Annotated in this window: 30 protein-coding genes; 15 read left to right on the forward strand and 15 right to left on the reverse strand. The window is 61.9% G+C overall.

Going from position 1 to position 23,824, the window contains the following annotated elements:
- Positions 1 to 62: 62 nt before the first annotated feature.
- From AC1PUL_RS12850 to AC1PUL_RS12860, 3 genes are all read right to left on the reverse strand, one after another.
- Positions 63 to 767, reverse strand: coding sequence for an AprI/Inh family metalloprotease inhibitor (locus AC1PUL_RS12850; protein WP_480464561.1), 705 nt, complete (start codon positions 765 to 767; stop codon positions 63 to 65).
- 141 nt (positions 768 to 908) lie between these two features.
- A complete protein-coding gene (locus AC1PUL_RS12855; RefSeq protein WP_480464562.1) occupies positions 909 to 1,325 on the reverse strand; it encodes a GNAT family N-acetyltransferase in 417 nt (138 codons plus the stop codon).
- Between the two features lie 32 nt (positions 1,326 to 1,357).
- The gene (locus AC1PUL_RS12860) at positions 1,358 to 2,545 is read right to left on the reverse strand and encodes a winged helix-turn-helix domain-containing protein (protein WP_480464563.1); all 1,188 of its coding nucleotides are present in this window, start codon (positions 2,543 to 2,545) and stop codon (positions 1,358 to 1,360) included.
- A gap of 111 nt (positions 2,546 to 2,656) precedes the next feature.
- Here AC1PUL_RS12860 and AC1PUL_RS12865 point away from each other — a divergent pair, with 111 nt between their 5' ends.
- The 5 genes from AC1PUL_RS12865 to AC1PUL_RS12885 all read left to right on the forward strand — a co-directional run bounded on the left by AC1PUL_RS12865 (position 2,657) and on the right by AC1PUL_RS12885 (position 6,721).
- Entirely contained in the window at positions 2,657 to 3,496 is an 840-nt protein-coding gene (locus AC1PUL_RS12865; RefSeq protein WP_480464564.1) for a DUF3800 domain-containing protein, read from the forward strand.
- A 222-nt stretch (positions 3,497 to 3,718) separates the two neighbouring features.
- Entirely contained in the window at positions 3,719 to 4,399 is a 681-nt protein-coding gene (locus tag AC1PUL_RS12870; protein WP_480464565.1) for an energy-coupling factor ABC transporter ATP-binding protein, read from the forward strand.
- Positions 4,393 to 4,998: an energy-coupling factor transporter transmembrane component T family protein gene (locus tag AC1PUL_RS12875; protein WP_480464566.1), complete on the forward strand. Its 606-nt coding sequence runs from the start codon at positions 4,393 to 4,395 to the stop codon at positions 4,996 to 4,998. Before AC1PUL_RS12870 ends, AC1PUL_RS12875 begins: the two co-directional genes overlap by 7 nt.
- Before the next feature lie 28 nt (positions 4,999 to 5,026).
- Complete coding sequence (locus AC1PUL_RS12880) at positions 5,027 to 5,590, forward strand: biotin transporter BioY (protein WP_480464567.1); 564 nt, start codon at positions 5,027 to 5,029, stop codon at positions 5,588 to 5,590.
- 93 nt (positions 5,591 to 5,683) lie between these two features.
- On the forward strand, positions 5,684 to 6,721 hold the full coding sequence (locus tag AC1PUL_RS12885) for a DUF4424 domain-containing protein (protein WP_480464568.1): 1,038 nt from the start codon (positions 5,684 to 5,686) through the stop codon (positions 6,719 to 6,721).
- A 7-nt stretch (positions 6,722 to 6,728) separates the two neighbouring features.
- Here AC1PUL_RS12885 and AC1PUL_RS12890 read toward each other — a convergent pair whose 3' ends face one another.
- Entirely contained in the window at positions 6,729 to 6,959 is a 231-nt protein-coding gene (locus AC1PUL_RS12890) for a hypothetical protein (RefSeq protein ID WP_480464569.1), read from the reverse strand.
- Between AC1PUL_RS12890 and AC1PUL_RS12895 the strand changes: the two genes are divergently transcribed.
- Positions 6,949 to 8,955 (forward strand): methyl-accepting chemotaxis protein, encoded by a 2,007-nt coding sequence (locus AC1PUL_RS12895; protein ID WP_480464570.1) that lies wholly within the window; start codon positions 6,949 to 6,951, stop codon positions 8,953 to 8,955. The two genes, AC1PUL_RS12890 and AC1PUL_RS12895, sit on opposite strands and share 11 nt — an antisense overlap.
- 87 nt (positions 8,956 to 9,042) lie before the next feature.
- Here the strand turns inward: AC1PUL_RS12895 and AC1PUL_RS12900 are convergent, their stop codons facing one another.
- The 3 genes from AC1PUL_RS12900 to AC1PUL_RS12910 form a co-directional block, all read right to left on the reverse strand.
- Positions 9,043 to 9,300 carry a DUF2188 domain-containing protein gene (locus tag AC1PUL_RS12900; protein ID WP_480464571.1) on the reverse strand — a complete coding sequence of 86 codons (258 nt, stop codon included), beginning with the start codon at positions 9,298 to 9,300 and terminating at the stop codon, positions 9,043 to 9,045.
- Between the two features lie 9 nt (positions 9,301 to 9,309).
- Positions 9,310 to 9,636 (reverse strand): hypothetical protein, encoded by a 327-nt coding sequence (locus tag AC1PUL_RS12905; RefSeq protein ID WP_480464572.1) that lies wholly within the window; start codon positions 9,634 to 9,636, stop codon positions 9,310 to 9,312.
- Between the two features lie 151 nt (positions 9,637 to 9,787).
- Positions 9,788 to 10,390: a superoxide dismutase gene (locus AC1PUL_RS12910; RefSeq protein WP_298464282.1), complete on the reverse strand. Its 603-nt coding sequence runs from the start codon at positions 10,388 to 10,390 to the stop codon at positions 9,788 to 9,790.
- A 195-nt stretch (positions 10,391 to 10,585) separates the two neighbouring features.
- Here AC1PUL_RS12910 and AC1PUL_RS12915 point away from each other — a divergent pair, with 195 nt between their 5' ends.
- The gene (locus tag AC1PUL_RS12915) at positions 10,586 to 10,915 is read left to right on the forward strand and encodes a hypothetical protein (RefSeq protein ID WP_480464573.1); all 330 of its coding nucleotides are present in this window, start codon (positions 10,586 to 10,588) and stop codon (positions 10,913 to 10,915) included.
- Positions 10,916 to 10,920: 5 nt separating this feature from the next.
- On the opposite strand, the gene AC1PUL_RS12920 is transcribed toward AC1PUL_RS12915, so the two are convergent.
- Both AC1PUL_RS12920 and AC1PUL_RS12925 read right to left on the reverse strand, forming a co-directional pair.
- Positions 10,921 to 11,262, reverse strand: coding sequence for a YkgJ family cysteine cluster protein (locus AC1PUL_RS12920; RefSeq protein ID WP_480464574.1), 342 nt, complete (start codon positions 11,260 to 11,262; stop codon positions 10,921 to 10,923).
- 4 nt (positions 11,263 to 11,266) lie between these two features.
- Positions 11,267 to 12,451: an MFS transporter gene (locus tag AC1PUL_RS12925; protein WP_480464575.1), complete on the reverse strand. Its 1,185-nt coding sequence runs from the start codon at positions 12,449 to 12,451 to the stop codon at positions 11,267 to 11,269.
- A 156-nt stretch (positions 12,452 to 12,607) separates the two neighbouring features.
- Between AC1PUL_RS12925 and AC1PUL_RS12930 the strand changes: the two genes are divergently transcribed.
- Positions 12,608 to 12,949 (forward strand): type II toxin-antitoxin system RelE/ParE family toxin, encoded by a 342-nt coding sequence (locus AC1PUL_RS12930; protein ID WP_480464576.1) that lies wholly within the window; start codon positions 12,608 to 12,610, stop codon positions 12,947 to 12,949.
- Here the strand turns inward: AC1PUL_RS12930 and AC1PUL_RS12935 are convergent.
- From AC1PUL_RS12935 to AC1PUL_RS12955, 5 genes are all read right to left on the reverse strand, one after another.
- On the reverse strand, positions 12,946 to 13,257 hold the full coding sequence (locus tag AC1PUL_RS12935) for a helix-turn-helix domain-containing protein (RefSeq protein ID WP_480464577.1): 312 nt from the start codon (positions 13,255 to 13,257) through the stop codon (positions 12,946 to 12,948). The two genes, AC1PUL_RS12930 and AC1PUL_RS12935, sit on opposite strands and share 4 nt — an antisense overlap.
- Before the next feature lie 99 nt (positions 13,258 to 13,356).
- Positions 13,357 to 13,902: a GNAT family N-acetyltransferase gene (locus AC1PUL_RS12940; RefSeq protein ID WP_480464578.1), complete on the reverse strand. Its 546-nt coding sequence runs from the start codon at positions 13,900 to 13,902 to the stop codon at positions 13,357 to 13,359.
- Positions 13,899 to 14,207 (reverse strand): type II toxin-antitoxin system TacA family antitoxin, encoded by a 309-nt coding sequence (locus tag AC1PUL_RS12945; RefSeq protein WP_480464579.1) that lies wholly within the window; start codon positions 14,205 to 14,207, stop codon positions 13,899 to 13,901. Before AC1PUL_RS12945 ends, AC1PUL_RS12940 begins: the two co-directional genes overlap by 4 nt.
- Positions 14,208 to 14,280: 73 nt before the next feature.
- Positions 14,281 to 16,200 (reverse strand): 1-deoxy-D-xylulose-5-phosphate synthase, encoded by a 1,920-nt coding sequence (gene dxs, locus AC1PUL_RS12950; RefSeq protein ID WP_480464580.1) that lies wholly within the window; start codon positions 16,198 to 16,200, stop codon positions 14,281 to 14,283.
- Between the two features lie 89 nt (positions 16,201 to 16,289).
- Positions 16,290 to 17,216, reverse strand: coding sequence for a pirin family protein (locus AC1PUL_RS12955; RefSeq protein WP_480464581.1), 927 nt, complete (start codon positions 17,214 to 17,216; stop codon positions 16,290 to 16,292).
- A 287-nt stretch (positions 17,217 to 17,503) separates the two neighbouring features.
- On the opposite strand from AC1PUL_RS12955, the gene AC1PUL_RS12960 reads away from it, so the two are divergent.
- The gene (locus tag AC1PUL_RS12960; protein WP_480464582.1) at positions 17,504 to 17,869 is read left to right on the forward strand and encodes a response regulator; all 366 of its coding nucleotides are present in this window, start codon (positions 17,504 to 17,506) and stop codon (positions 17,867 to 17,869) included.
- 54 nt (positions 17,870 to 17,923) lie between these two features.
- Here AC1PUL_RS12960 and AC1PUL_RS12965 read toward each other — a convergent pair whose 3' ends face one another.
- Positions 17,924 to 18,394 carry an Lrp/AsnC family transcriptional regulator gene (locus tag AC1PUL_RS12965; RefSeq protein ID WP_480464583.1) on the reverse strand — a complete coding sequence of 157 codons (471 nt, stop codon included), beginning with the start codon at positions 18,392 to 18,394 and terminating at the stop codon, positions 17,924 to 17,926.
- Positions 18,395 to 18,575: 181 nt separating this feature from the next.
- Between AC1PUL_RS12965 and AC1PUL_RS12970 the strand changes: the two genes are divergently transcribed.
- From AC1PUL_RS12970 to AC1PUL_RS12995, 6 genes are read left to right on the forward strand one after another with little or no spacing between them, the layout of a single operon-like run.
- A complete protein-coding gene (locus AC1PUL_RS12970) occupies positions 18,576 to 19,367 on the forward strand; it encodes an ABC transporter ATP-binding protein (protein WP_480464584.1) in 792 nt (263 codons plus the stop codon).
- 41 nt (positions 19,368 to 19,408) lie between these two features.
- Positions 19,409 to 20,182 carry a transporter substrate-binding domain-containing protein gene (locus AC1PUL_RS12975; RefSeq protein ID WP_480464585.1) on the forward strand — a complete coding sequence of 258 codons (774 nt, stop codon included), beginning with the start codon at positions 19,409 to 19,411 and terminating at the stop codon, positions 20,180 to 20,182.
- Between the two features lie 21 nt (positions 20,183 to 20,203).
- Positions 20,204 to 20,929, forward strand: coding sequence for an ABC transporter permease (locus AC1PUL_RS12980; protein ID WP_480464586.1), 726 nt, complete (start codon positions 20,204 to 20,206; stop codon positions 20,927 to 20,929).
- Positions 20,930 to 20,942: 13 nt separating this feature from the next.
- Positions 20,943 to 21,632, forward strand: coding sequence for an ABC transporter permease (locus tag AC1PUL_RS12985; RefSeq protein ID WP_480464587.1), 690 nt, complete (start codon positions 20,943 to 20,945; stop codon positions 21,630 to 21,632).
- Between the two features lie 22 nt (positions 21,633 to 21,654).
- Positions 21,655 to 22,887 carry a trans-sulfuration enzyme family protein gene (locus AC1PUL_RS12990; RefSeq protein WP_480464588.1) on the forward strand — a complete coding sequence of 411 codons (1,233 nt, stop codon included), beginning with the start codon at positions 21,655 to 21,657 and terminating at the stop codon, positions 22,885 to 22,887.
- 23 nt (positions 22,888 to 22,910) lie between these two features.
- On the forward strand, positions 22,911 to 23,822 hold the full coding sequence (locus AC1PUL_RS12995; protein ID WP_480464589.1) for a homocysteine S-methyltransferase family protein: 912 nt from the start codon (positions 22,911 to 22,913) through the stop codon (positions 23,820 to 23,822).
- Positions 23,823 to 23,824: the final 2 nt, after the last annotated feature.

Here is a 23,824-nt window from a genome sequence, read left to right on the forward strand (position 1 = left end):
CGCCCTGCCCCTCTGCTCTCATCCGACCGGCGGCATGGCGCATCGGGCCACCGCGCATATGCTCAGCACCCCGTCGAAAATGCCGAATAGGTCTGCCCTTTCTGCTCGAAGTAGCGGAGGATATAGCCCTTGCCGCCACCCCGGAGAGGAACTTCGCAGCGCATTTCGGCAGCGGTCTCGAAGCAGCCCTCGATTTTGATGCACTGGCCCTTCTGCAGTTCTCCGACGATACCACTGCGGTAAGTGGGGGCCGCGCGCATGGTCAGTTTGTGAAGGATACGGACGCTTTCCGACCCGCGTGGCACACGCAATTCGGCCTGTGAGGCACATTGCCCGGTGACCGGACTGAGGATGCAGCCGTTGTGATCGGTGATGCCGGGAAGAGCAATCGCGGGCGGTCGGGGTGCGGCGACGCGGGCGACCACGGCGGTCGAACCGTCTGACAGCTGGCCGCGCAGACCGCCGGCGGCCGGCGAAAAGCGGCCGAGTGTGCCACCCGTGATATTGTGCAGCAGGAATCCGTCCTGCGTCGGCTCCCAGCCATCGAGAAAACTCATGGCGCCGACGCAAGTCGTCGTTGCGCGGAAACGTCCCTTCCAGTTGTCGAGGGTCAATGTCAGACGGCAAGGGCCGAAGATGCTGCCATTGTTGAGGGTCCAGTCGCCGACGAGGCTCTGAGGCGTAACGGCAAGGCTCGGTGAGTTTGCCGCCAAGCTGCCGATCAGCGTGATCAGCGCCAGAACGGTCTTTTTGCGAAGATGTCTCATGTCATGTCCCCACTTGCTTTACATTCTTCAGGGCGCTTATCGCGGCAAGACATCCCGCGGCACCCCCGAAATGCCACGACCGTGGCGCGTTCCATGATCCTCTCCCAGTCCAAACTTTGCCGGTATCGGCGCTGATGGGCGTCAGGTCACCCGGCGGGCCATGCCGACCGAGCGGGGTGCGGTCTCATCGAAGCCATATTGCGCATAGAGGCGGTTGGCGGGCACATCGGCGATCAGACTGACATAGGCGGTGGTTGGCAGCGTGGCGATGAAATCGGACAGCGCGGCCATCATCCATTTGGCAAGCCCCCTGCCCTGATGGGCTGGCAGGATGGCGATGTCGGTGACCTGAAAGAAGCAGCCGCCATCGCCGATGATGCGGCCCATGCCGACGGTTTCCTCGCCCAGCATCAGGCTGACGCCGAAGATCGAATTCGGCAGGCCCTTCTCGGCGGCTTCACGGGAAAAGGGTGTCAGGCCGGCTTCAAGACGCAGGCGCAGGTAGTTGTCGATGGCGGGCACGCGGGCTTCGATGCGGTAGGCGCTGTTGTCGGTCATGCAAAAGGTCTTTCCCGTTGAAATGTCTTTGATCAGCCGAGCCAGCCGGGCTGAAGGCGCACGGTTTCCATCCCGGCAAAGCGGGCGACGCGCTGGAGTTCGGCCTCGAGCTTTTCGAGGCGCCCGGCGCTCGGCTTCACGCCCGGCTCCAGCCAGAGGCGGCGGACGTCGAGCACACCTTCCTTGCGCTCCGCCTTCATGTCGATGCGGCCGATCAGACGATCGCCTTCAAGGAGCGGGAAGACATAATAGCCGTATTGGCGCTTCGGCTCGGGCACGAAGACTTCGATGCGATAGAAGAAGCCGAAGAGGCGTTCGGTGCGATTGCGGTCGCGGATCAGGGGATCGAAAGGCGAGAGCACGCGGATGCGGGCCGGCGGCTCGGGGGCGTCGAGGAGTGTGGCCACCTGATCGGCAAAGGCGAAGGAGATGCGTGGCTTGCCGTCGACGGTTTCCAGCGCAAGCTCCTGCAATTCGTCGCGGTGCTCGGTCAGCCAGGTCTTGGCCTCCTCCGGCGTGATGATCTTGAAGAAGGCGGCGATCTCGCCGGAGGTGGCAAAGCCGAGGCGGGTCAGCGCTGCCCGGCAGGCCCAATCGACAAAGGCCTCGTGCTCGACTTCGACCGTATGATGTTCCGCCGGGATCACCCGTTCGGCGAGGTCATAGACCTTCTGAAAACCTTCGCGCCGGGCGATGGCTAGCTTGCCGGTGTGCCAGAGGAATTCGAGCGCGGTCTTCGAGGGATGCCAGTTCCACCAGCCGCCGGAGACGTGATCCTCGCTCTTCACATCGCGGGCCATGACCGGGCCATGGTCGCGGATGCGGGCATAGGTTTCCTCGAAGGCCTGATCAAAACCCTGGCCCTGCCATCGGGCCCAATCCTCGCGGATCTTCGCCTCGCGGCGCACGAAGCGGTGTTTCCAATAGGGGAAGAAGGCTGAGGGGATGACCGAGGCGTCATGGGTCCAGTGCTCGAACAGCGAGCGATCCTTTTCGATGAGATGCTGGAGATCTTTGGTCCGATAGGTCTGGTTGCGGGAGAAAAGGATCTGGTGATGGGCGCGCTCAACCCACTGGATGCTGTCGACCTGGACGAAGCCCAGATCATGGATCAGGTCGTAGAGACCGTCACGCCCGAGCGCCTTCGTCGGCGAGCGGGACAGGCCCTGCCGTTCGAGGAAGATTTTTCGCGCAAGGGCGTTGGGGATAGGAATCGGCATGGGCAGAGGCTAGGGCATGTTCGTGGTTTGTTCAATGGGCGCTTGCCACTCCCCTTCAGCCGTGACAACTTTTCCGCTAACCTCAAGGAAAATTCACAATCGGAGTGGCGAGTGCAAGTTTCGTCCCGCGTTGATCACCTGATTTTCTTCATGGATGACTTTGGTACTCGTACGATGTGCACACCTGCGGAGATGATGCCAATGGCACCCCACGTCTTGAGCTTTGGCTTAGGTGGCATCATCGTACCTTCCGAAGCCGTGAATGCCCTGTCACACCGGGTCCACCGGTTTTGCGAGCTTTGGAGTGTCCCAGCGCTCCACGGCAACAAGATCCGTTCCGCCAAGGGTAAATTTGCCTTTCTCAAGGGAGAGAGCAGGATTCGTCAGCAGTTCTTCTCCCAATTGGAAAACCTCATCATTGATGAACGCATCCTGGCCCATGCGTGTGTCATATGCAGGCCTGGCTATAGGGATCGATATCTCGAGAAGCACCCTGTCAGTTCCCGATGGCATATGAGCCGTACGGCCTTTGACATCGCGGTGGAGCGCGCTGCGAAATATGCTATGCAAATCAACAAACGTCTGTCGATTGTCTATGAACGATCGGGAGAAAAAGAAGACCGTTTGATCGAAAGTTACTTTCGAGGACTAAAGTCTGTTGGCACCGAGTTTGATCGCCAGAATGCGGGCAAATATGAGCCTCTGTCTCGCGACGAACTTGCCCATACCCTCATGACGATCTGGCCCGATGGAAAGGCGAACCCGGTGTTGCAGCTCGCAGATCTGGTGATACATCCCTTGTGCCATCGACCAACTGGCTTGCCAAACCGAGCGTATGCCCGTCTGGCTGATGCAAGACAGATCCTGGATTTTCATTCGAAGGGTGACCCAGCAATCGGCGTCAAATACTCATGCTATGATGGTGTCTATCAAAGGCGCGAAGGCCCTTAAACACACAAGGGACCCGAAGGTCCCTCATGGCGGTCGGCGTAGGAGCCTGACCCCGTGGCATAGCCATGTAGTGGAAAATATAGCAACGACCTCAAAATGACAAGCCTGGCGTGTATGGCCTGACGCGCGCACCATTGAGGCTCCCCTGATCTGAAGATCTTGAGCATTTCGCTCACGTCGCAGTCAGTCTATAGCTTGCCAGACTGCTTCTGGAGCCCCGCCTTGCACATCCATTTCGACCAAGCCGAATTGCGCTTCGGCGATCGCGTAGCCCTTCAACCGCTCACGCTATCGCTCAGCGAGCCGCGCATCGGCGTGATCGGCTTGAATGGCTCCGGCAAGACGAGCTTTGCGCGGCTGATTGCGGGGCTTGCCAAGCCCTCGTCGGGCACGGTGACGCTCGACGGTCTCGATACCGTGGCCGACGAGAAGGCGGCGCGGGCGAAGACGGGGTTCATCTTCCAGAATCCCGGACACCAGATCATTCTGCCCATCATACGCGAGGACATCGCACTCGGGCCGAAGTCGCGGGGGCTTGATGCCTCCGAAGTCGAACGGCTGGTGGATGAGGCGCTTACCCGGTTCGGCATCAGCGATCTCGCGGCAAGACGGCCGCATGAGCTGTCCGGTGGCGAATTGCAGCTTGCGGCGCTTGCCGCCGTCTGCGTCAACCGGCCTCAAGTCGTGATCTTCGACGAGCCGACCAACCAGCTGGATCTGAAGAACCGCGCGCGGGTGAAGGCAGCGATCGAGGGGCTGGACGAACAGGCCGTGGTCATCAGCCACGACCTCGAGCTTGTGGCGGATTTTTCCCGCGTGCTGGTGTTCCATGAAGGTGCACTAGCCTTCGATGGCGCAGGCCAGGCCGCGATTGCCCGCTACCGGGAGATCGCCGGATGCTGACGAGCCTGCATGTGGAAGGAACTGGTATCCTGCATCGGATGCCGGTTAAGCCGAAGCTCTTCGGGTTGATGGTCTTCGGGCTGGCGCTCTATTTCGTCGATCATCCGCTGGTGCTGGGGACGGCCCTTGTTCTGACCGCGCTTCTCTATCGCTCGACGGGCATCGGGCTTTCCGAGGGCTTTCAGAGGCTGAAGCCGGTGCTGTTCACCATCGGTTTTCTCGCCGCCGTCAATCTCTGGCTGTTGTCGCCAGATGAGGCGCTGGTCATCACGCTTCGGCTCGTCGCGATCCTGTTTCTCGCGGCTGCCGTCACCGCCTCGACCACGATTGCCGACTTCATGGCCGCCGTGACCGATCTTGCGCGTCCGCTGGAGCGGCTGGGCCTCTTGAAGGCTGCCGATCTCGGCCTCGCTTTCGGGCTGGTGCTGCGCTTCGTGCCGGAAATCGCGGCGCGATACGAGGCTTTGAAGGAGGCGCATGCGGCGCGCGGCATTCCGGTGAAGCTGTCGCGTTTGCTGGGTCCGCTGATCATTTCGACGCTGAAGGATGCGGACAGGATCGCCGAAGCGATTGACGCGCGGGGCATTCGGGGTCAGTAACGGGGCGATCTTTTTCCGGGGACCTATCATGACGACCAGAGACCTCGTGCTCGCCGCACTCTTCACCGCCATCATCATCGTGCTTGGCTTCATCCCGCCCGTGCCGATCCCCATGCTGCCAGTTCCGATCAGCGCCCAGTCCATGGGCGTCATGCTCGCCGGCTGCATCATCGGCGCCAAGCGCGGGGCGCTGGCCTATGCTCTGCTCGTCGTGCTCGTGGCCGTCGGACTGCCGGTGCTCTCGGGTGGTCGCGGTGGTCTCAACGTGCTGATGGGTCCGACCGGCGGTTACATCTTTGGCTGGATCCTCGGCACATTCGTCACCGGTTTCCTCGCCGAAAAGCTGGTCCGCGAGGGACAGTCGGCGGCCAAGCAGATGACCGGCTTCTTCATTGCCTCGATCGTCGGCGGTATCGGCGTCGTCTATCTCTGCGGCATGCCGTGGCTGTCGTTGGTGGCCGGCACGCCTTTTCCGGCTGTGCTCACCGGCTCGCTCGCCTTCATCCCGGGCGACCTGGTCAAGGCCGCGATCGCCACGCTTGCGGCACGCGCCGTGATCGTCGGTTACCCGCTCTTGCCGGCACGCGCGTAATAGCCAGAAAGCGCTGTTCAAAAATCGAAATGCCACCGCTAAGGTGGCATTTTCCGTTCTGGGGATAGGGCGGGTTTCTGGGGGATTTGCATCGTGACGATATCGAAGACGACAACACTGATTGGCGCCTGCGCTCTTCAGGCTCTGGCTGCCACAGCCGTTCTTGCCAATGACTCCATGGCAACGCTGGAGGCCGGTGGGCTGGTCTTCACGCGCAGCGATGAGATCACCATGGCCAAGGAGGATCTCTATATTTCCCCGGAGAAGGTGGAGGTGAAATATCTCTACCGCAACACCTCGGACAAGCCGGTCAACACCATCGTCGCCTTTCCCATGCCGAAGATCGGTGGCCCGATCGAAATCATGTCGGCGGTGCCGGACGAGCAGAGCGACAATTTCATGGACTTCTCGGTCGTGCAGGACGGTGAAGAGATCGAGCCCAACCTGCAGCAGCGGGTATTGGTGCGCGGCATCGACTTCACCGCAGAGGTGGAAGAACAGGAGATACCGCTGCAGCCGCTGTCCAAAGAAACCTCAGAGGCCCTGAAGACCCTGGATTCGGCGATTATCGCGGACTGGCTCGCCAAAGGCCTGATCGTGGATATCAACTACGGGTCGGGCGGCAACGAGCAGCCGGAACCGGAATATGTGCCGGTCTGGGAGCTCGAGTCGATCTATTGGTGGGAGACGACCTTCCCGGCTGGGGCTGACGTAGAAGTCGAGCATCGCTATCGCCCGAGCGTCGGCGGCAGCGCCGGTATCGCCTTCATGTGGGACGGGAAACCGTCGGATGCCTATGCCGAGTATCAGAAGCGCTATTGTGTCGATGACGCCTTCCTGAAGGCTACGGCAAAGCTCGAAAAGAAGCAGAACCCGGATGCCGGCATCTACTATTTCGAACAGTGGCTCTCCTACATCCTGACCACCGGGAACAACTGGTTTGGTCCGATCGGTGACTTCCACCTCACGGTCGACAAGCTCCACCCGGAATCGCTGGTCAGCTTCTGCGGCGAAGGCGTGAAGAAGACTGGGCCGACCACATTCGAAATGCGGGCCAAGGACTATTTCCCGCCCGACGATCTCCATATCCTGCTCGTCGTGAGCAACCAGATTGCCATGCAGGATCCATAACGTCAGATCAGCGCTCTTGTCCGGGATAGGTGGCAAACCACAATCCGCTGGTAACGGGTTGTAAAACCGTTTTCGACAGGATCGCGCCGATCGATTGCTTCCGGTTCCCCCCTGAGCGCGCCATGACTGGCGCGCAAATTCCGAGAAAGATCATGTCACGCTGTTTTGGCGCGTCCGCCGAGTGCCGGACGTGCCGAATTCCTTTGCGCGCTTTGAAAGTCATGTCGATGTTTCTCAAGAACCTTTCCCTCAGCAAACGGCTGATCCTCACCTTCTGCACGATCATGGCCGGCTGTTTCCTGGCCTCTGTCGTCGTCTTCTTTCAGGCCTACACGGCCAAGAACACGCTGATCGAGCAGGATCGGGCACAACGCATCGTCAATCTCGTGGAGGCGGCAAGCACCGCGATGGCAGAGCAGGCCGCCAATGAGCGCGGTTATCTGCTGCTCGGCAACGAAGGCATGCTCACGGCTGTGGCTAACAACCGGCAGGCGCTCGAAGCCGCCATTGCCGAGGCTAGAACGATGGCCGGAGCAGAGAGCGCGCTTGTCGCCCGTCTCGATGCCATGCGCGCGGCAGCCGATACCTATGCCAAGGAGGTTATCGATCCCCAGATCACAGCGCGCCAGGCCGGCAGTACACTCGAAGACGTCGCCGCCATTGGCACTTCGCAGGCCAGTGCTCAGCTCGATTCGTTCCGGAACGCTGCCTCGGACATCAAGGCTTTGTTGGCCGGCGAGATGGCAGCGACGCGCGCCCGTCTGGAGGCCGCTCACTTCGCGCTGGAAATGGCGCTTGTCCTCGGCGCCGCGGTGGCGGGCGTCTTTGCAGTTGGCTTGATCTGGCTTCTCGCCCGCTCCATCGTCACGCCGATCACCGGGATGACCAATGCCATGGCCCGCCTTGCAGCAGGCGATCACGCCATTGAAGTGCCTGCCGTCGATCGAGGCGATGAAGTCGGACGCATGGCGAAGGCCGTACTGGTGTTCAAGGAAGCGGCGATCGAGAGCGCACGCATGTCCGACGAGCGCCGCATGATGCGCGAACAGGCTGAAACGGACCGCCAAAGGGCCGAAGCGGAAAAGGCGCGTGAAGCCGAAGAAGTGCGCTTTGCCATGAGCGAACTGGCAACCGGCCTCTCCGCACTGTCGGAAGGTGACGTGGTCTTCCGGCTTGAGAAGCCATTTGCTCCGCATCTCGACAGCCTGCGCGGCAATTTCAACGAGTCCCTGGAAAAGCTGCAGGCCGCGCTTCGCACGGTGGGCGCGAATGCGCATGCGATCCATGCCGGTGCGGCAGAGATCCGGTCGTCCGCAGACGATCTCGCCCGGCGCACGGAACAGCAGGCCGCATCGGTGGAAGAGACGGCAGCCGCTGTCGCCGAAGTCACCAAGACCGTAAGGGATACCGCAAAGCGGGCCGAGGATGTCGGCCAGCTGGTTGATAGCACCCGGGCCGGTGCCGAACGCTCCGGCGACGTCGTGCGCAATGCTGTCCAAGCGATGACCGAGATCGAACAGTCGTCGCAATCGATCTCCAGCATTATCGGCGTGATCGAAGACATCGCGTTCCAGACCAATCTTCTGGCGCTGAATGCCGGCGTGGAAGCGGCCCGAGCCGGCGAAGCCGGCAAGGGCTTTGCCGTCGTCGCCCAGGAAGTGCGCGAACTGGCGCAGCGCTCGGCAAACGCCGCCAAGGAAATCAAGGCGCTGATCTCGAAATCGACGGCACAGGTGGGGAACGGCGTGGCACTGGTCGGCGAGACGGGCGTGGAGCTCGACAAGATCGTCACCGCCGTCCAGGAGATCAGCCATCATGTCGGCGCCATCGTGACGGCAGCGCGCGAACAGTCGACCGGTCTGCAGGAGATCAACCTCGCCGTGACCAGCATGGATCAGGGTACGCAGCAGAATGCCGCGATGGTCGAGCAGCAGACAGCTGCCTCGCATACGCTGGCGGCAGAAGCGGATTCGCTCAACACTCTGCTTGCCCAGTTCCGTCTCGGCCAGCCTGTTGCTGCACCCAAGAATGCGGGACAGTCGTGCCCGGCTACCTCTGCGCATGGAAACGCAGCAGGTGTGGCGAAAGCAGCGCGCCAGCCACTGGCGGCCTCCAGCGTCCATGCGCCGGCCCCCTCGCCCGCAAGGGTGCTGGCAGGCAAGCTCGGTCGCGCCTTCGGCATGGGATCTGCCGCTGCCGCCGAACCGGTGAAGCAGGACTGGACGGAATTCTGAGCCACAAAGGGAAACTGTGGGCGTCAATCAAGAAAGCCCGTGGCGCGCACCACGGGCTTTCCTTTGCCTGAACTCAAAATGATCAGGCTACCGGTCGTCCTCGACATCGTCGACGACGTCCGTCATGGGGCGGTCCGCACCGTCCGCATGTTCATGGATCCATTCGCCTTCGTCGTTCTGCCAGCTGATTTCGGCGTCGCCATCGGCCAGCTGCTGTGCTCCCGCCGCCTGACGGGCGGCTGCGAGCACCTCGTCGTGGGTCGGATAAGGCTCGGAATAGATGTCGCCCAGACGGTAGGCATAGCCTTCGTCATGGGCGACGACGTGATAGGTCACCTTCACCATTCGATGACCTCAATTCCAGTGCCAGCGATTGTCGCGCCGGTTCGGGGTGGAGGTGGCCACAAGATAGCCGATCACGCCACCGATGATGCCGAGGGTGATCAGGGCCGTGGAGGTGGCGGTCGGATGACGGCGCACCACGCCGGCGACGCTGTCGGCACCGTCGCGCGCGTAGTCGGCAACCGTGCCTGCCGTGCGGGCTGCCCCATGAAGAGCTTCCGATGCGCGATGACGGGCATCGTAGCCGGCGCGCCCGGCCTGACGGCCAACCGCCTCCCGCAGGTCGCTCATCTGTTCGCGCAGCTCGCGCAATTCTGCCTGCAGGTTGGACGTCGCCATGACTCGGCTCCTTTTCGTTTGTGAGATCTTGCCAAAGTAACGTGATCGACGGGGGATGGTTCCACTTCCTCGTTCTGGAGCACCTGCAGTCCAGAAACGAAAACGCCCGATGCAGAGCACCGGGCGTTTCCAAAACAATGGGCTGACGCGCTTACTTGGTCGCGGCTTCGTACATTTCCAGGACATAGTCCCAGTTGATCAGGCTGTCGACGAAGGCTTCGAGGTACTTCGGACGGGCGTTGCGGTAGTCGATGTAGTAGGAGTGTTCCCAGACGTCGACGCCGAGGATCGGGGACGCGCCGTGGATCAGCGGGCTTTCGCCGTTCGGGGTCTTGGAGATTTCGAGCTTGCCGTCCTTGACGGAGAGCCAGGCCCAGCCGGAGCCGAACTGGGTCGTGCCGGCTGCGACGAAATCGGCCTTGAACTTATCATAGCCGCCGAGGTCGCTGTCGATGGCAGCCTGCAGCTTGCCCGGCAGCTTGTTGCCGCCGCCGCCCTTCTTCATCCAGTTCCAGAAGTGGATGTGGTTGTAGTGCTGGCCGGCATTGTTGAAGAGGCCGGCATGCTTGCCGTAGGACTGCTTGACGATCTCTTCCAGGGACAGGCCTTCCAGGCCCGAATCCTTCAGAAGGTTGTTGCCGTTGGTCACATAGGCCTGGTGGTGCTTGTCGTGGTGAAACTCAAGAGTTTCAGCCGACATGAACGGGGCGAGCGAGTCGTAGGCATACGGGAGGGCGGGCAATTCGAAGGCCATGGTGAGATCTCCTTTTGGCGAATGGATTGCGGTTTGGCAGGTGACGGGAACATAGGTGCGGAACCTCGCTCAGGCAACCTTTGCCCTTCCAAAATCCGGCCTCCAAGCGAAAGAAATGTCTTCCGTTTTTGGACTTGCGCGGTGTAGCGTTTCGGCCGAGGTTCACAGCTCGATTGCATCCAACCGAGGTCCCCCATGTTCCGTTCCCAGACGCTTCTCCTTGCGACAGCGCTCGTCCTCATTCCGCTCTCTTCGACAGTGCTCGCCTCTTCGGATGATGCCTGGGAGGACTTCGCCAAGGATGTTGCGGCCAAATGCACAGCGCTCGCTGAAGGGCGGATCGAACAGCCAAAGGTCGTCGTCGATCCCTTCGGGACGGAGAGTTATGGCGTGGCGATCCTGACCGGCAAGGCTGTTGGGGCCGCTGCTGTCGTCAGTTCGATCTGCGTCTATGACAAGAAGAGCCAGGCGGCGGAGATCGGCGGGGAACTGCCGGCTGATCAGGTGACGATCAGTATCCGCTGAAGAGGTCAGGCCTCGTAGACATCAGGCTCCGGCAGGCCATCGATCGGAAAGCCGAACTCGGCGCGGGCGATCTTGCATTCCTCGTCGCCGGGCATGCAGGTGCGACAGACATGCGGGCGCACGGAATAGACCGCGCAGCCGACATGTTTGCCGACTTCGCCGGTGAGCGCCGCGCAGCGCCCGTTCTCGAACTTCATGCCGCTTTCGTACTTGGCGATCATCGCTTCGGGGATCGCGGCAATCTCCTCGTCGCTTTCCATGGAAAAGCGCGGCCAGTCGGCGGAATAGGCGCAGCAGGCACCGCAGGTCTGGCAATCGAAGATGTCGGGCGGCGAGGTTTCCAGCATGGGTTCAGCGCTTTGCGGCGCGCAGGCGCATGAGGTTCACGGCGAAGAAGCCGGTGAAGCCGAGCATCAAAAGGCCGACGAAGACGGGGCCGGCATGGATGGAGACGAGATCCATTGTCAGCCCCGTGCTGCCGGAGCCGGCGGCACTGCCGATCGCGTAGGCGAGTGCGAAGACCGCAGCGCCCGAGACCAGGAGACCACCGCGAAAGCGCTCACCGAGCAGGGTCAGCGCTGCCGTGTAGAGCGAGAAGCTTGCTGCACCGAGGATCGAGATGGTGATCAGCAAGGCGGCCTCAGAGGTCATGAAGGGCAGAGCCAGGAAGGCGACAGAAGCGATCAACGAGCCGGAGACGGCGATCACCGGGCGCGACAGGCGATCCAGCAACCAGCCGACAAAGGGCTGGGCAAGCGCCGTCGGCAGGGCCACCATGGTGACGACGAAGGCTGCGAAACTCTGGCTGTAGCCGCGTTCGACGAAATAGAGCGGGATCATCGAGATCGCCGCGATATCCGAAAAGCCGAAGGCGACGACCATCAGCGTCAGCACCGGCGCCATTTTGACGAAGGTCAGGAGCCCGCCCGCTTCCGAGGCTTCCGGCTTGGTCTTGGCATAGCGCCCGAGCATGACCGAGGCAAAAGCGACGAGTGCCACGTAAGCCGCCGTCAGCGCAAAGGCGAAGCCGTCCTCGATGCCGACAAGCGGAATGGCGAGCGGACCTGCAGCGAACCCTGCGCACATGCCGGCACTATAGGCGCCGGAGACACGGCCGCGCAGGCGGTCCGGACAGGCTGTGTTCAGCCAGGCTTCGGAGACGGTGTAGATGATGCTGGTGCAGAAGCCGAGCAGAAAGCGGGCGACGAACCAGACCCAAAGCTGGTCGAAGACCGAGAAGGTGGCAAGACAGACGGAGACGCCGAGCAGCGAGGCGACGATCAGCCTGTCGCCGCGCACCAGCTGCGTGAGCTTGCCGATCAGAAGCGTCGAGGAGGCGAGGCCCAGCGCAAAGACCGAGGCGTTCAAGCCCGCCATGCTGGAGGAGACACCTCGGCTTTCAAGGATCAGCGCAATCAGCGGATAGGTGAGCCCCTGCCCCACCGCAAAGGCGGTGACGCCCAGGATGACAACCGCGATCGCTGCCCAGTCGGGCGCGACGTCGGGTGCGATATCCGTGGTGTGTGCGGTGTGCATGGGGCCTCCAGAGCCCGTTTCAGGGTCCGTCGATTGAGGCTCCGGTCTAGCGGGGCGTTTGGGGGAAGTCCAGAGAGGGGTGAGCTTGCAGTCAGGGGGCAGATGTGCGGAAATTCAACCCAAAGCAATCCCCCTATTGTCTGGCCCGGTCAACGCATGAAGAAGTTCGTCTTTGTCAACGAAGCAGCCAAACGCGCCTTCCTCGATCTGCCACGGGAGATCCAGCGGCAGTTCGGTGCGGACCTTCAGGCGGTGCAGCGGGGTGAACCGCCGTTTTCGCGCTGGAAGCATTTGGCAGAAACGGTTGGTCCCGGTGCGATCGAACTCATCGAGAATACACCGAATGCCTATCGCGCGATCTACTGCGCCAAGTTTGCCGAGACCGTCTACATCCTGCATGCTTTCACCAAGACGACGAACGGTGTGGACCGGCACGCAATGAAAACGGCCAGTGAGCGCTACAAGCTCATGGTATCAGAGCTCGCGACCAAGCGCTAAGCCGCCTGTACGACCTCACAAACGACCCGACCACTGGCATCAACCGATGGCCTCAGCCGAACATCGAGGCGCGCCAGAAAGCCGATCAGCTTATCAGCGGAGAAGAGGTCGATCTTGCCGCGCATCAATTCGCTGACGCGCGGCTGAGACACGCCGAGCGCCTCTGCAATCTCTGCCTGCCGCAGCTTTCTTTCCTCAAGCAGCTTGCGAAGCGTCAACATCAGGTCCGCGCGAAACTGCAGATCCGCAGCTTCCGCCGAGTTCTCCGCGACGACGTCAAAGATGTTATCGTATTCGAGACGTTCCAACGGGCGGCTCCAGAATTATACGGATTTACGTATAATTCTGCTTTATCCTCAGCATGTCAAGGGACTGCAGCTGGGCAGCCATTCTGGTTGAGAAGAAGGTTATAGCTGTGAAACAAGTTGGCGTATGGCTGCCACCGGCAAGAATAGACGGAGTGGGTTCGATGGCAGCGCCTGGAAACCGTAGCGCAGGTAGAGGGTCTTTCGACGGGCTAGGTGATCTGGATTGCCGTCATCCAGCACGTCCAGAATGACCACCGCAATGCCGATCCGCTCGGCTGCCTGCACGATCCGCAGCAGGGCGTCGGCGAGCAGATCGCCGCCATAGCCTTGTCCGGCATATCGCTGGTCCACACCGATCATGGAAATGAAGGCGGCAGGGATCGCACCATGGGATGGGCGGCTCCGGGCGTAGCGAGACGGCAGTTCCGTGAAATCGACAGAATGGGCATTGAGGGCATAGAAGCCGATCACATCGCCGTTCTCAGAGGTCATCACGTAGACGCGCGCATTGCCGGCCTTGGCGAGCTTGTTCGCGGTCTTGCGGAAGTAGTTGTCGACGGTTTCGACGCCGCAGGAAAAGCTGTCCCGATCATGGCGCTCGGGATCGAGCAACTCGATGAGGACCGAGTGCCCCTCGTCATTCATCTGCTGATGACGCGCGACTTGTGGCTGGCAAAGGCATTTCGCAAGGCGTCGGTCGGGGAACGCGGGTTATCGAGTGCGTCGAAGAAAGCTTCGTGATCGATCGGTTGCAGAAGTGTCCGTTCATGCGCTTCGATGGTCGCGAGCGCCGAGGCATAGGCCGCATTCATCGCAAAAGCCGTTTCATCGACCCCGCTGATCGCAGCAGCGCGCTGGATCGCCTGTTTGACATGCGGCTTGGTGCGAAAGTGCATCCGCTCTGTCACACGGTCTTCTTTGGTCCGGCTGATGTTCTTGGCTGTGCTCATGATGGCGGCCCTCACGTCTCGCTACAAGTGTACGCCGTTTTGGCGTACACTTCAATCAAGCAAGTGGACCGCCTCAACCCGCCGCAATCACACCCGGCACGTCCTGCCCAAGCGCTGCAAACACCGTCCTCAGAATACCGGCGGCATCGAGGCCTGCCTTGGCATACATGGTTTCGGGCTTGGCCTGGTCCATCCAGATGTCGGGCAGCACCAGCGAGCGGACCTTCAGGCCGTTGTCGAGCAGGCCCTCATTGACGAGGAAATGCATGACATGGCTGCCGAAGCCGCCGACGGCGCCTTCTTCGACCGTCACCACCACCTGGTGATGGCGGGCGAGCTGGCGGATCAGGTCGTGATCCAGAGGTTTGGCGAAGCGTGCATCGGCGACGGTGGTCGAGAGACCTGCAGCGTCCAGGTCTTCGGCGGCGAGCAGACAGTCGGCAAGGCGCGTGCCGAAGGAGAGGAGTGCGACCTTCGAGCCCTGCTTGACGATGCGGCCCTTGCCGATTGCAAGGATCTCGCCGCGTTCGGGCATGGGAACGCCAACGCCTTCGCCGCGCGGATAGCGGAAGGAGATCGGACCTTCGTCATAGGCCGCAGCGGTGCGGACCATATGCTTCAGCTCCGCCTCATCGGCCGCCGCCATGACCACGAAGCCTGGCAGTGCCGCGAGGAACCCGGTGTCAAAGGAGCCGGCATGGGTCGGCCCGTCGGCACCGACGAAGCCGGCGCGGTCGATGGGAAAGCGGACCGGCAGACCCTGGATGCCGACATCATGCACGACCTGGTCGTAACCACGCTGCAGGAAGGTCGAATAGAGCGCGCAGAAGGGTTTGAAGCCTTCGGCAGCAAGGCCGGCTGCAAAGGTCACCGCATGCTGTTCGGCGATACCGACATCGAAGGTGCGTTCAGGGAAGATCGACTGCAGCTTGTCGAGGCCGGTGCCCGAGGGCATGGCGGCGGTGATGCCGACGATCTTCTCGTCGTGGCGGGCTTCCTCGACCAGCGCATCGGCGAAGACGGAGGTATAGGCCGGCGCATTCGGCTTGGCCTTCGCCTGGGTGCCGGTGATGACATCGAACTTGTTGACGCCGTGATACTTGTCGGCGGCCGCTTCGGCGGGGGCGTAGCCCTTGCCCTTCTGGGTCACGACATGGATCAGCACCGGGCCCTTCGCGTTGTCGCGAACGTTACGCAGCACGGGCAGCAGATGATCGAAGGAATGACCGTCGATCGGGCCGATATGGTAGAAGCCGAGCTCCTCGAACATCGTACCGCCGGTGACGTAGCCACGGGCATGCTCGACGGCGCGGGTGATCGCGCGGTCGACGGTCTTGCCGAGATAGGCGGTCAGCTTCTTGCCGAACTCGCGGAAGCCCATATAGCTGCGGCCGGAGGCGAGACGCGCGAGATAAGCGCTCATTGCGCCCGTCGGCGGGGCAATCGACATATCGTTGTCGTTCAAGATGACGATCAGCCGGGCGTCGAGCGCGCCTGCATTGTTCAGTGCCTCATAGGCCATGCCGGCAGACATAGCGCCGTCACCGATGACGGCGATAACCTTGCGGTCGGTCTTCGACAGGTCGGCGGCCACCGCCATGCCGAGGCCGGCGGAAATCGAAGTGGAGGAATGGGCGGCACCGAAGGGATCGTATTCGCTCTCGGCGCGCTTGGTGAAGCCGGACAAGCCGTCTTCCTGGCGCAGCGTGCGGATGCGGTCGCGGCGGCCGGTCAGGATCTTGTGGGGATAGCATTGGTGGCCGACGTCAAAGATCAGACGGTCTTCGGGGGTGTTGAAGACCTTGTGGATGGCGATCGTCAGCTCGACCACACCGAGACCGGCACCCAGATGACCACCCGTCTTCGACACCGCATCGATCATTTCGTCGCGCACTTCGCGCGCCAACTGCGGCAGATCGCGGTCCTCGATGGTCTTCAGGTCTTTGGGGAACTCGACCTTGTCCAGCAGCGGGGTATCGGGCATGGATGTCACGGGCTCTTGCCTCTTCAACGCGTTTGGGTGCGCGATAGCATCCCAAGACGAACTGGGCAAATATCCGACACCAAACTGCTATATAGACGTCAACGGCCCTCGGGCAAAGGCACGAACTCTTCTTCGTCCCCCGGAACAATGTCGAAACGGCCGGTTCTCCACTCTTCCTTTGCCTGTTCGATGCGCTCCTTCGACGAGGAAACGAAGTTCCACCAGATATGTTTCTGCGTGCCAAGCGCGGCCCCCCCGAACAACATCACGTGACAACCGGTCGCGCCGCCGATGAGCGTGATCTCGTCGCCGGGGCGGAAGACGAGCAGCTGGTCGGACGCGAAGCGATCGCCGGCGATCTCGATTTCGCCTGAGAGGATGTAAAGCGCGCGCTCTTCCTGGCCGGCATCGAAGGGAAAGCGGGCCCGGGGCTCGAGCGTCAGATCGACGTAGAGTGTCTCCGAGAAGGTTTTGACCGGTGAGCGCAAGCCTCCCATGGAGCCGATCACCACACGGCCGGAAGCGCCGCGATCGGCAAAGATCGGAAGCTCGGTCTTGGCCGTGTGGGCAAAGGCCGGGTCAATCTCTTCGTGCTGGTCCGGGAGCGCAATCCAGGTCTGCAGGCCGGACATGGAGAGCGGATGGCCACGCAGGTTTTCCGGCGTGCGTTCGGAATGCACAATGCCGCGACCCGCCGTCATCAGGTTGATGTCTCCAGGCGCAATCACAAGCTCGGTGCCGAGGCTGTCGCGGTGCTTGATCTCGCCATCGAAGAGATAGGTGACGGTGGAGAGACCGATATGCGGATGGGGGCGGACATCCATCGCTTCTCCGGCCTTGAGCACCGTGGGTCCCATGCGGTCGAAAAAGATGAAGGGGCCGACCAGGCGGCGGCGGCTGGAAGGCAACGCGCGGCGCACGGCAAAGCCACCGATATCGCTGGAGCGGGGAATGATCAGATGTTCGATGGCATCGCAGGCAAAGGCATCGCCCGGGACGGGATCATTTCCGGGAAAGAAGGACATGGGAAACCTCTTCGTTCAATCGGGTCAAGATTATCAGGTCTCGACGCGGATCATAGAACGGATCGACTGCAGACGCGGTGACGCATCGTTCAGCCTTCGCCACTCGACCGCATCCGCTGAACGATCAGGCTGGAACTCTTACGGTGTTTGAAACCCAAATCGACACTCGCTTATCGATCACAGGTAAAGTCCGTTAATTCTAAATAAGCTATATCTAACTATTGTGATCGCAGCCGGCCCAACCGTTGAGTATGGCTCCAGCGAAGCGTGAAGGAAGCGAGGCAATCTTGGTGAAGAAAATTCTGGCGGTGGATGATTCCAAAACCATCCTGTCCATGGTGACCCAGACGCTTGAAAGCGCTGGCTATGAGACGCTGCAGGCGGAAGATGGCATTCAAGGCCTGGAAGTGCTCGCAGACAACGCACCTGACCTTGTTATCACCGACATCAACATGCCGAGGCTTGACGGTTTTGGCTTCATCGAGCGCATTCGCCGCAGCGATCGTTACAGAGCCATTCCGATCCTTGTGCTCACGACGGAAAACGATCCTCAGAAGCGGGAACGCGCCCGCAAGGCAGGCGCGACTGGCTGGATCGTCAAACCGTTCGACGCTGCCAAACTCGTCGACACTGTCGGACGGCTGAGCGGCTGATCACGGACCACGCTTAGTCTCCCGCGTCGGTCGAGGATGCCCGTCACCAGCGGATCAATCCCCGACCGGGATATGCAGGCCGACCTTGACGTCGCGCAGCACGACATTGGTATGCATGCGGCGGATCTGCGGGTTCTCGGCCATCAGCTGGGCGCTGATATCGTCGTAGTGCTCGACGTCACGGGCGGTGATGATGGCGACAAGATCGACCTGGCCGGTCACATAATAGACCTGCTGGACGTGTTCCTGCTTGTCGGCCCAGGCGCGGAAGCGGGCAAGCGCATCGTAATTGTCGCGCTCGATCTCCATGCCGGTGATGAAGGTCATCGGGAAGCTCGTCGCCTTGCGGTTTACCACGGCGATCTCGGCGGTGATGATGCCCTCGTCCCGCAGCCGGCGGAGCCTGCGCTGCACCGCTGAGGGTGAAAGCCCCACCTTGTCGGCAATCGCCTCCGCCTTCAGCTGGCAGTCGCGCTGCACCACTTCCAGAATGCTGCGGTCAAATTGATCGAGCTTTTCCGGCATGCGTTTCCTCCCTCACCTGCCATTTTTCCTGCCCCATATCGGAAAACAAAGGTTTTCGCCATCTTTCAGCAATGATCCGGCAATCGATGCGGAATTTTCCCGCAGACGACAGAAAATGCGCCAGAAATCCGCATCCACTCCCTCATAAGGTCTCGCAATTGTCAAATTACCTGGGATCAAGATGACAGGGACCACCCCGGCCGCGCTCGATGTGCACGACATCCACAAAAGCTTTGCCGGCATCGAGGTTCTGAAAGGCATCTCGGCCACGGCCCGTCGGGGCGACGTCATTTCGATCATCGGCTCGTCCGGTTCCGGCAAGAGCACCTTTCTGCGCTGCATCAACCTGCTTGAAGCGCCCGACCGCGGCCGCATCATTGTGGGCGGTGAGGAGCTGAAGCTGCGCCCCTCCCGCAAGGGCAGCCTTGAGGCCGCCGACCGCAAGCAACTGGAGCGGCTGCGCACCGGGCTTGGCATGGTGTTCCAGAGCTTCAATCTCTGGGCCCATCGCACGGTGCTCGAAAACGTCATCGAGGCCCCCGTCCACGTTCTGAAAATGCCGCGCCGCGAGGCAGTGGAGAAGGCCGAAGCGCTGCTGGCCAAGGTCGGGCTCTACGACAAGCGCGATGCCTATCCGGCCTTTCTCTCCGGCGGCCAGCAGCAGCGGGCGGCGATTGCGCGCGCGCTCTGCGTCGATCCGGCCGTGATGCTGTTCGACGAGCCGACCTCGGCGCTCGATCCGGAGCTTGTCGGCGAAGTGCTGAAGGTTATCCGGGATCTCGCCGAAGAGGGCCGCACCATGCTTCTCGTCACCCACGAGATGAGCTTTGCCCGCGACGTCTCCAGCCATGTGATGTTCCTCGACAAGGGGCGTGTCGAGGAAGAGGGACCGCCGGACCAGGTCTTCGGCGACCCGAAAAGCGCCCGTTGCCGCGACTTTACCCGCAGCCTTGGTGGGCGCGGGACCGTTTGAACACTGATCCAGAACCATCCAACCAATCGGGGAAAACGACGATGAAAATGATCTCCCTTCTTCTCGCCGGTGCCGCCTTTGCCGCAACCGCCGTCACCGCCCAGGCCGAAGTGCGCTTCGGCATCATGAACGAGGCCTATCCGCCCTTCTTCGCCAAGGATGCTTCCGGCACCTGGAAGGGCTGGGAAATCGACCTGATGAACGCCGTCTGCGCGGAAATGAAGGAAACCTGCACGATCGTCGACGTCTCCTGGGACGGACTGATCCCGGCGCTGCAGACGAAGAAATTCGACGTGATCTGGTCGTCGATGTCGATCACCGAGGAGCGCCTCAAGACGATCGACTTCACCGACAAGTACTACAACACGCCGAGCAAGCTGATCGGCCCGAAGGATGGCACGCCGGGTGCGACGCCCGAAGCCGTTGAAGGCAAGACCATCGGCATCCAGGTCTCGACCGTGCAGTCGGCCTATTATGCGAAATACTTCGCCGACAAGGCCGAAGAGCAGACCTACGCCACCCTTGACGAAGCCTTCCAGGATCTCGCCGCCGGCCGCATCGACTATGTCTTCGGCGATTCCATCCCGCTTGCCGACTTCCTGAACACCGATTTCGGCAAGGATTGCTGCGCCGACATGGGCAATGTCGCGGATGATCCGTCGGTTCTCGGCGTTGGCATTGGCGGCGGTCTGCGCAAGGAAGACACCGAGCTGAAGGCCAAGCTGAATGCGGCGATCGCCGCTGTCCGCGCCTCGGGCAAGTATGACGAGATCACGAAGGCCTATTTCACCTTCGACATCTACGGCCAGAAGTAACCGACGGAGACCAGGAGCGAGATGGCGACGGGATCAATGACGGCCTGGCAATTGCTGGCGCTCGAGCCTCCGGGCTGGGGCGGCGCGCTGTTGACCGGTGCCGCGACGACCGTCGCCATCTCGGCCTGCGCCTTTTCGATCGGACTGGTCATCGGTCTCTTCGGAGCGATCGGCAAGCTCTCCGACAATCGCCCGGTGGGGTTGATCCTCAAGGGCTATACCTCTGTCATCCGGGCGGTTCCGGAACTGATCCTGATCGTCGGGCTCTATTATGCCGGGACCGATGGCCTCAACCGTCTGTTGATGGCGCTTAACCTGCCGACCATCGAGGTCAATGGTTTCGTGGCGGCCGTCGCCGTGCTCGGCTTCGTGCAGGGCGCTTACATGACCGAGGTGCTGCGCGGCGCGATCCTGGCGATACCGACCGGACAGCTCGAGGCGGCGCGGGCCTTCGGCATGTCGCCGCTCCTCAGGTTTCGCCGAGTAACGCTGCCGGCGCTTCTGCCGAACGCCCTGCCCGGCATGGCCAATCTCTGGATGTCGGTGACCAAGGACAGCGCGCTGGTTGCCGTGGTCGGCTATCAGGAACTGGCGCTGACCACGCGTCTCGCCGGCGCCAATACCAAGGAATATTTCCTGTTCTTCCTGGCGGCAGCCGTCCTCTATCTCATCATCACGCTTCTCTCCAACCTCGTCTTCCATGGCATCGAGCGCCGCGTGCGCCGGGGCCAGCGGCCGGCGCATTGAGGGAGGGACGGAGATGAATTTCGAATGGATCGCGAAATACTGGCCGCTCTTGATCGAGGGCGCCTTTCAGACGGTTGCACTGCTGGTGATTTCGGTGAGCTTCGGCTTCGTGTTGGCGGTGGGGCTTGCCTTTGCCATGGTGAGCGGCGGCCCAATCGCCCGCAATCTCGCGCGCGGCTATTCGACCGTGTTTCGCGGCACGCCACTGCTGATCCAGCTCTGGCTCCTCTATTACGGCGTGGGCTCGCTGCTGCCGATGGTGCCGGGCTTGAGGCAGAGTTTCCTCTGGCCAATCCTGCGCGAAGGCTTCTTCTTTGCTGCGGTTTCTTTCACGCTGAATTTCGCCGCCTATCAGTCGGAAGTGTTGCGCGGTGCGCTCTTGTCCGTGCCGAAGGGCGAGCTGGAAGCCGGGCGTTCGCTCGGGATGAGCCCCTTGATGCTGATCCGGCGCATCTGGCTGCCGCGGGCGATCCGCACGGCCCTGCCGACGATTGCCGGCGAAATCGTGCTGCAGCTGAAAGCCACGCCGCTCGCCTTCACCGTTACCGTGATGGATCTCTATGCGGTCGCCTTCAAGGTCCGCCAGGACACGCTTCTCGTCTACGAGCCGCTCATCGTCGTCACCCTCTTTTATGTCGCGCTGACTGCGCTCATCACCCGCGCCTTCGGGGTTGTCGAGGCGCAGGTGCCGATCCGCCGCTAAGGCGGCCCGAAAGTGAAATGCCATGACGAAAGTCTTCGTGACCCATCCCCTGCCCGCGTCTGCCGGTCCCGAAACCCGGGCGCTAGATGCCGGCCTGGTGATCGATCCCGCGACCGGGGCGATTGCGCCCAATGTCTCGATGTCGGTGAACAATGCGCTGATGCCGGGCGACGGGGCCTTTTCCGCCGATGGCGTCGAGGATCTCGCCGATCTGCCCTACCTCTATGCCCGCTGGACGAACCCCACCGTACGGCAGCTGGAGCAGCGGCTGGCGGCTATCGAAGGCGCCGAGGATGCGCTGGCGACGGCGACGGGCATGGCGGCGATTGCCGGTACGCTCTTCACCTTCCTCAAGGCCGGCGATCATCTCGTCGTCTCGGATGTCTGCTATGCGGGCGCCGTAGAACTCACCCAGAGGGTGCTGCCGGATTTCGGCATCGAGGTGACGCCTGTCAACATGGCACGGCTCGATCTGGTTGAAGCCGCCATGCGACCGAACACGCGGCTCGTGCACTGTGAGAGCCCCGTCAATCCGATCCTGCGGATCGTCGATCTCAAGGCACTGGCGGCCATTGCCCACAGACATGGGGCGCTGATCTCTGTTGATTCCACCTTTGCCACGCCGGTTGCGACACGGCCGCTCACGCTCGGCGTCGATCTCGTCATCCATTCGCTGACCAAGTTCATCAATGGCCATGGCGACGTGCTGGGCGGGGCCGTGATCGGGCGGAAGGAACTGATCACGCGTCTTCGCGGGCGGGCCGGCGTCTATCTTGGAGCGTCACTTCCGGCCCAATCCGCCTGGCTGATCATGCGTGGCATCGACACGCTTTATCCACGCCTGCGCATGGCGTCAGACAGCGCCCTTGCTGTCGCAACCTTCCTGGAAGGGCATCCGGAGGTCGAGCGGGTCATCTATCCGGGCCTAACCTCGCACCCGCAGCATGATCTCGCCAAACGCCAGATGGATGTGTTCGGCGGCATGATCGGCTTTCGCACGCGGGGTCCCAGGGCCGCTGCCGATCGGCTGGCCGAGCGACTGCGTGTCATTCACTACGCCTTTTCCCTCGGGCACCAGCGCAGCCTCGTGGTGCTGCTCGACACCGAGGAAATGATGACCTCGACCTTCCGCCTCACGGGCGAGGCCCTTTCCGATTATCGCGCCTATGCCGGCGACGGGCTCTTCCGCCTGTCGATCGGCCTCGAGACTACAGGCGACATCATCGCCGATCTCGACCAGGCACTTACCCCCTGACCGCATCCGACGGAGACCCTCCCATGGCAGATACCATCATCCTCGACGGCGGCATGAGCCGCGAACTTCTCCGGCTCGGGGCGGAGCTGAAGCAGCCGGAATGGTCTGCGCTGGCGCTGATGAACAGCCCCGAGATCGTGCGCCAGGTGCATGCGGAATTCATCGCCGCCGGTGCCGATGTCGTCACCACCAATTCCTATGCGCTGGTGCCCTTCCATATCGGCGAGGAGCGGTTCCGCAAGGACGGTCCGGCCCTGATCGCGCTCTCCGGCCGGCTGGCACGCGAGGCTGCGGATGCGGCGGGCCGCAAGGTTGTCGTCGCGGGATCGCTGCCGCCGATCTTCGGCTCTTATGAACCGGAGAATTTCGATCCATCGACGGTACAGGACTATCTGAAGGTGCTGGTCGAGAACCTTAGCCCCCATGTCGATGTCTGGCTCGGCGAGACGCTGAGCCTGATTGCCGAGGGCGAGGCCGTGCGCAAAGCGATAAAGGCACAGCCGAAGCCGTTCTGGATCTCCTTTACGCTGGCGGACGACGCAGCCCAGGTGTCCGGTGGCGAGCCGAAGCTGCGCTCGGGCGAGACCGTGCGGGCGGCTGCGGAATGGGCGGCGGGCTCGGGTGCCTCGGCGCTGCTGTTCAACTGCGCCAAGCCCGAGGTCATGAAAAAGGCGGTCGAGACGGCCGCAGCCGTGTTTGCCGAAAAGGGTGCGGCACTCAAGATCGGCGTTTATGCCAATGCCTTCGAGAGCGACACCGACGACAAGGCCGCCAATGAAGGGCTGCATGATACCCGCCAGGATCTCACCGGCGACGTCTATTCGCGCTTCGCCTGCGACTGGGCAGAGGCCGGCGCAACCATGATCGGCGGCTGCTGCGGGATCGGGGCGGAGCATATCCACAGGGTCGCAGGGGCGCTTCGGGCCCGGGCCTAAGC

Source organism: Rhizobium sp. P43, assembly GCF_056730705.1.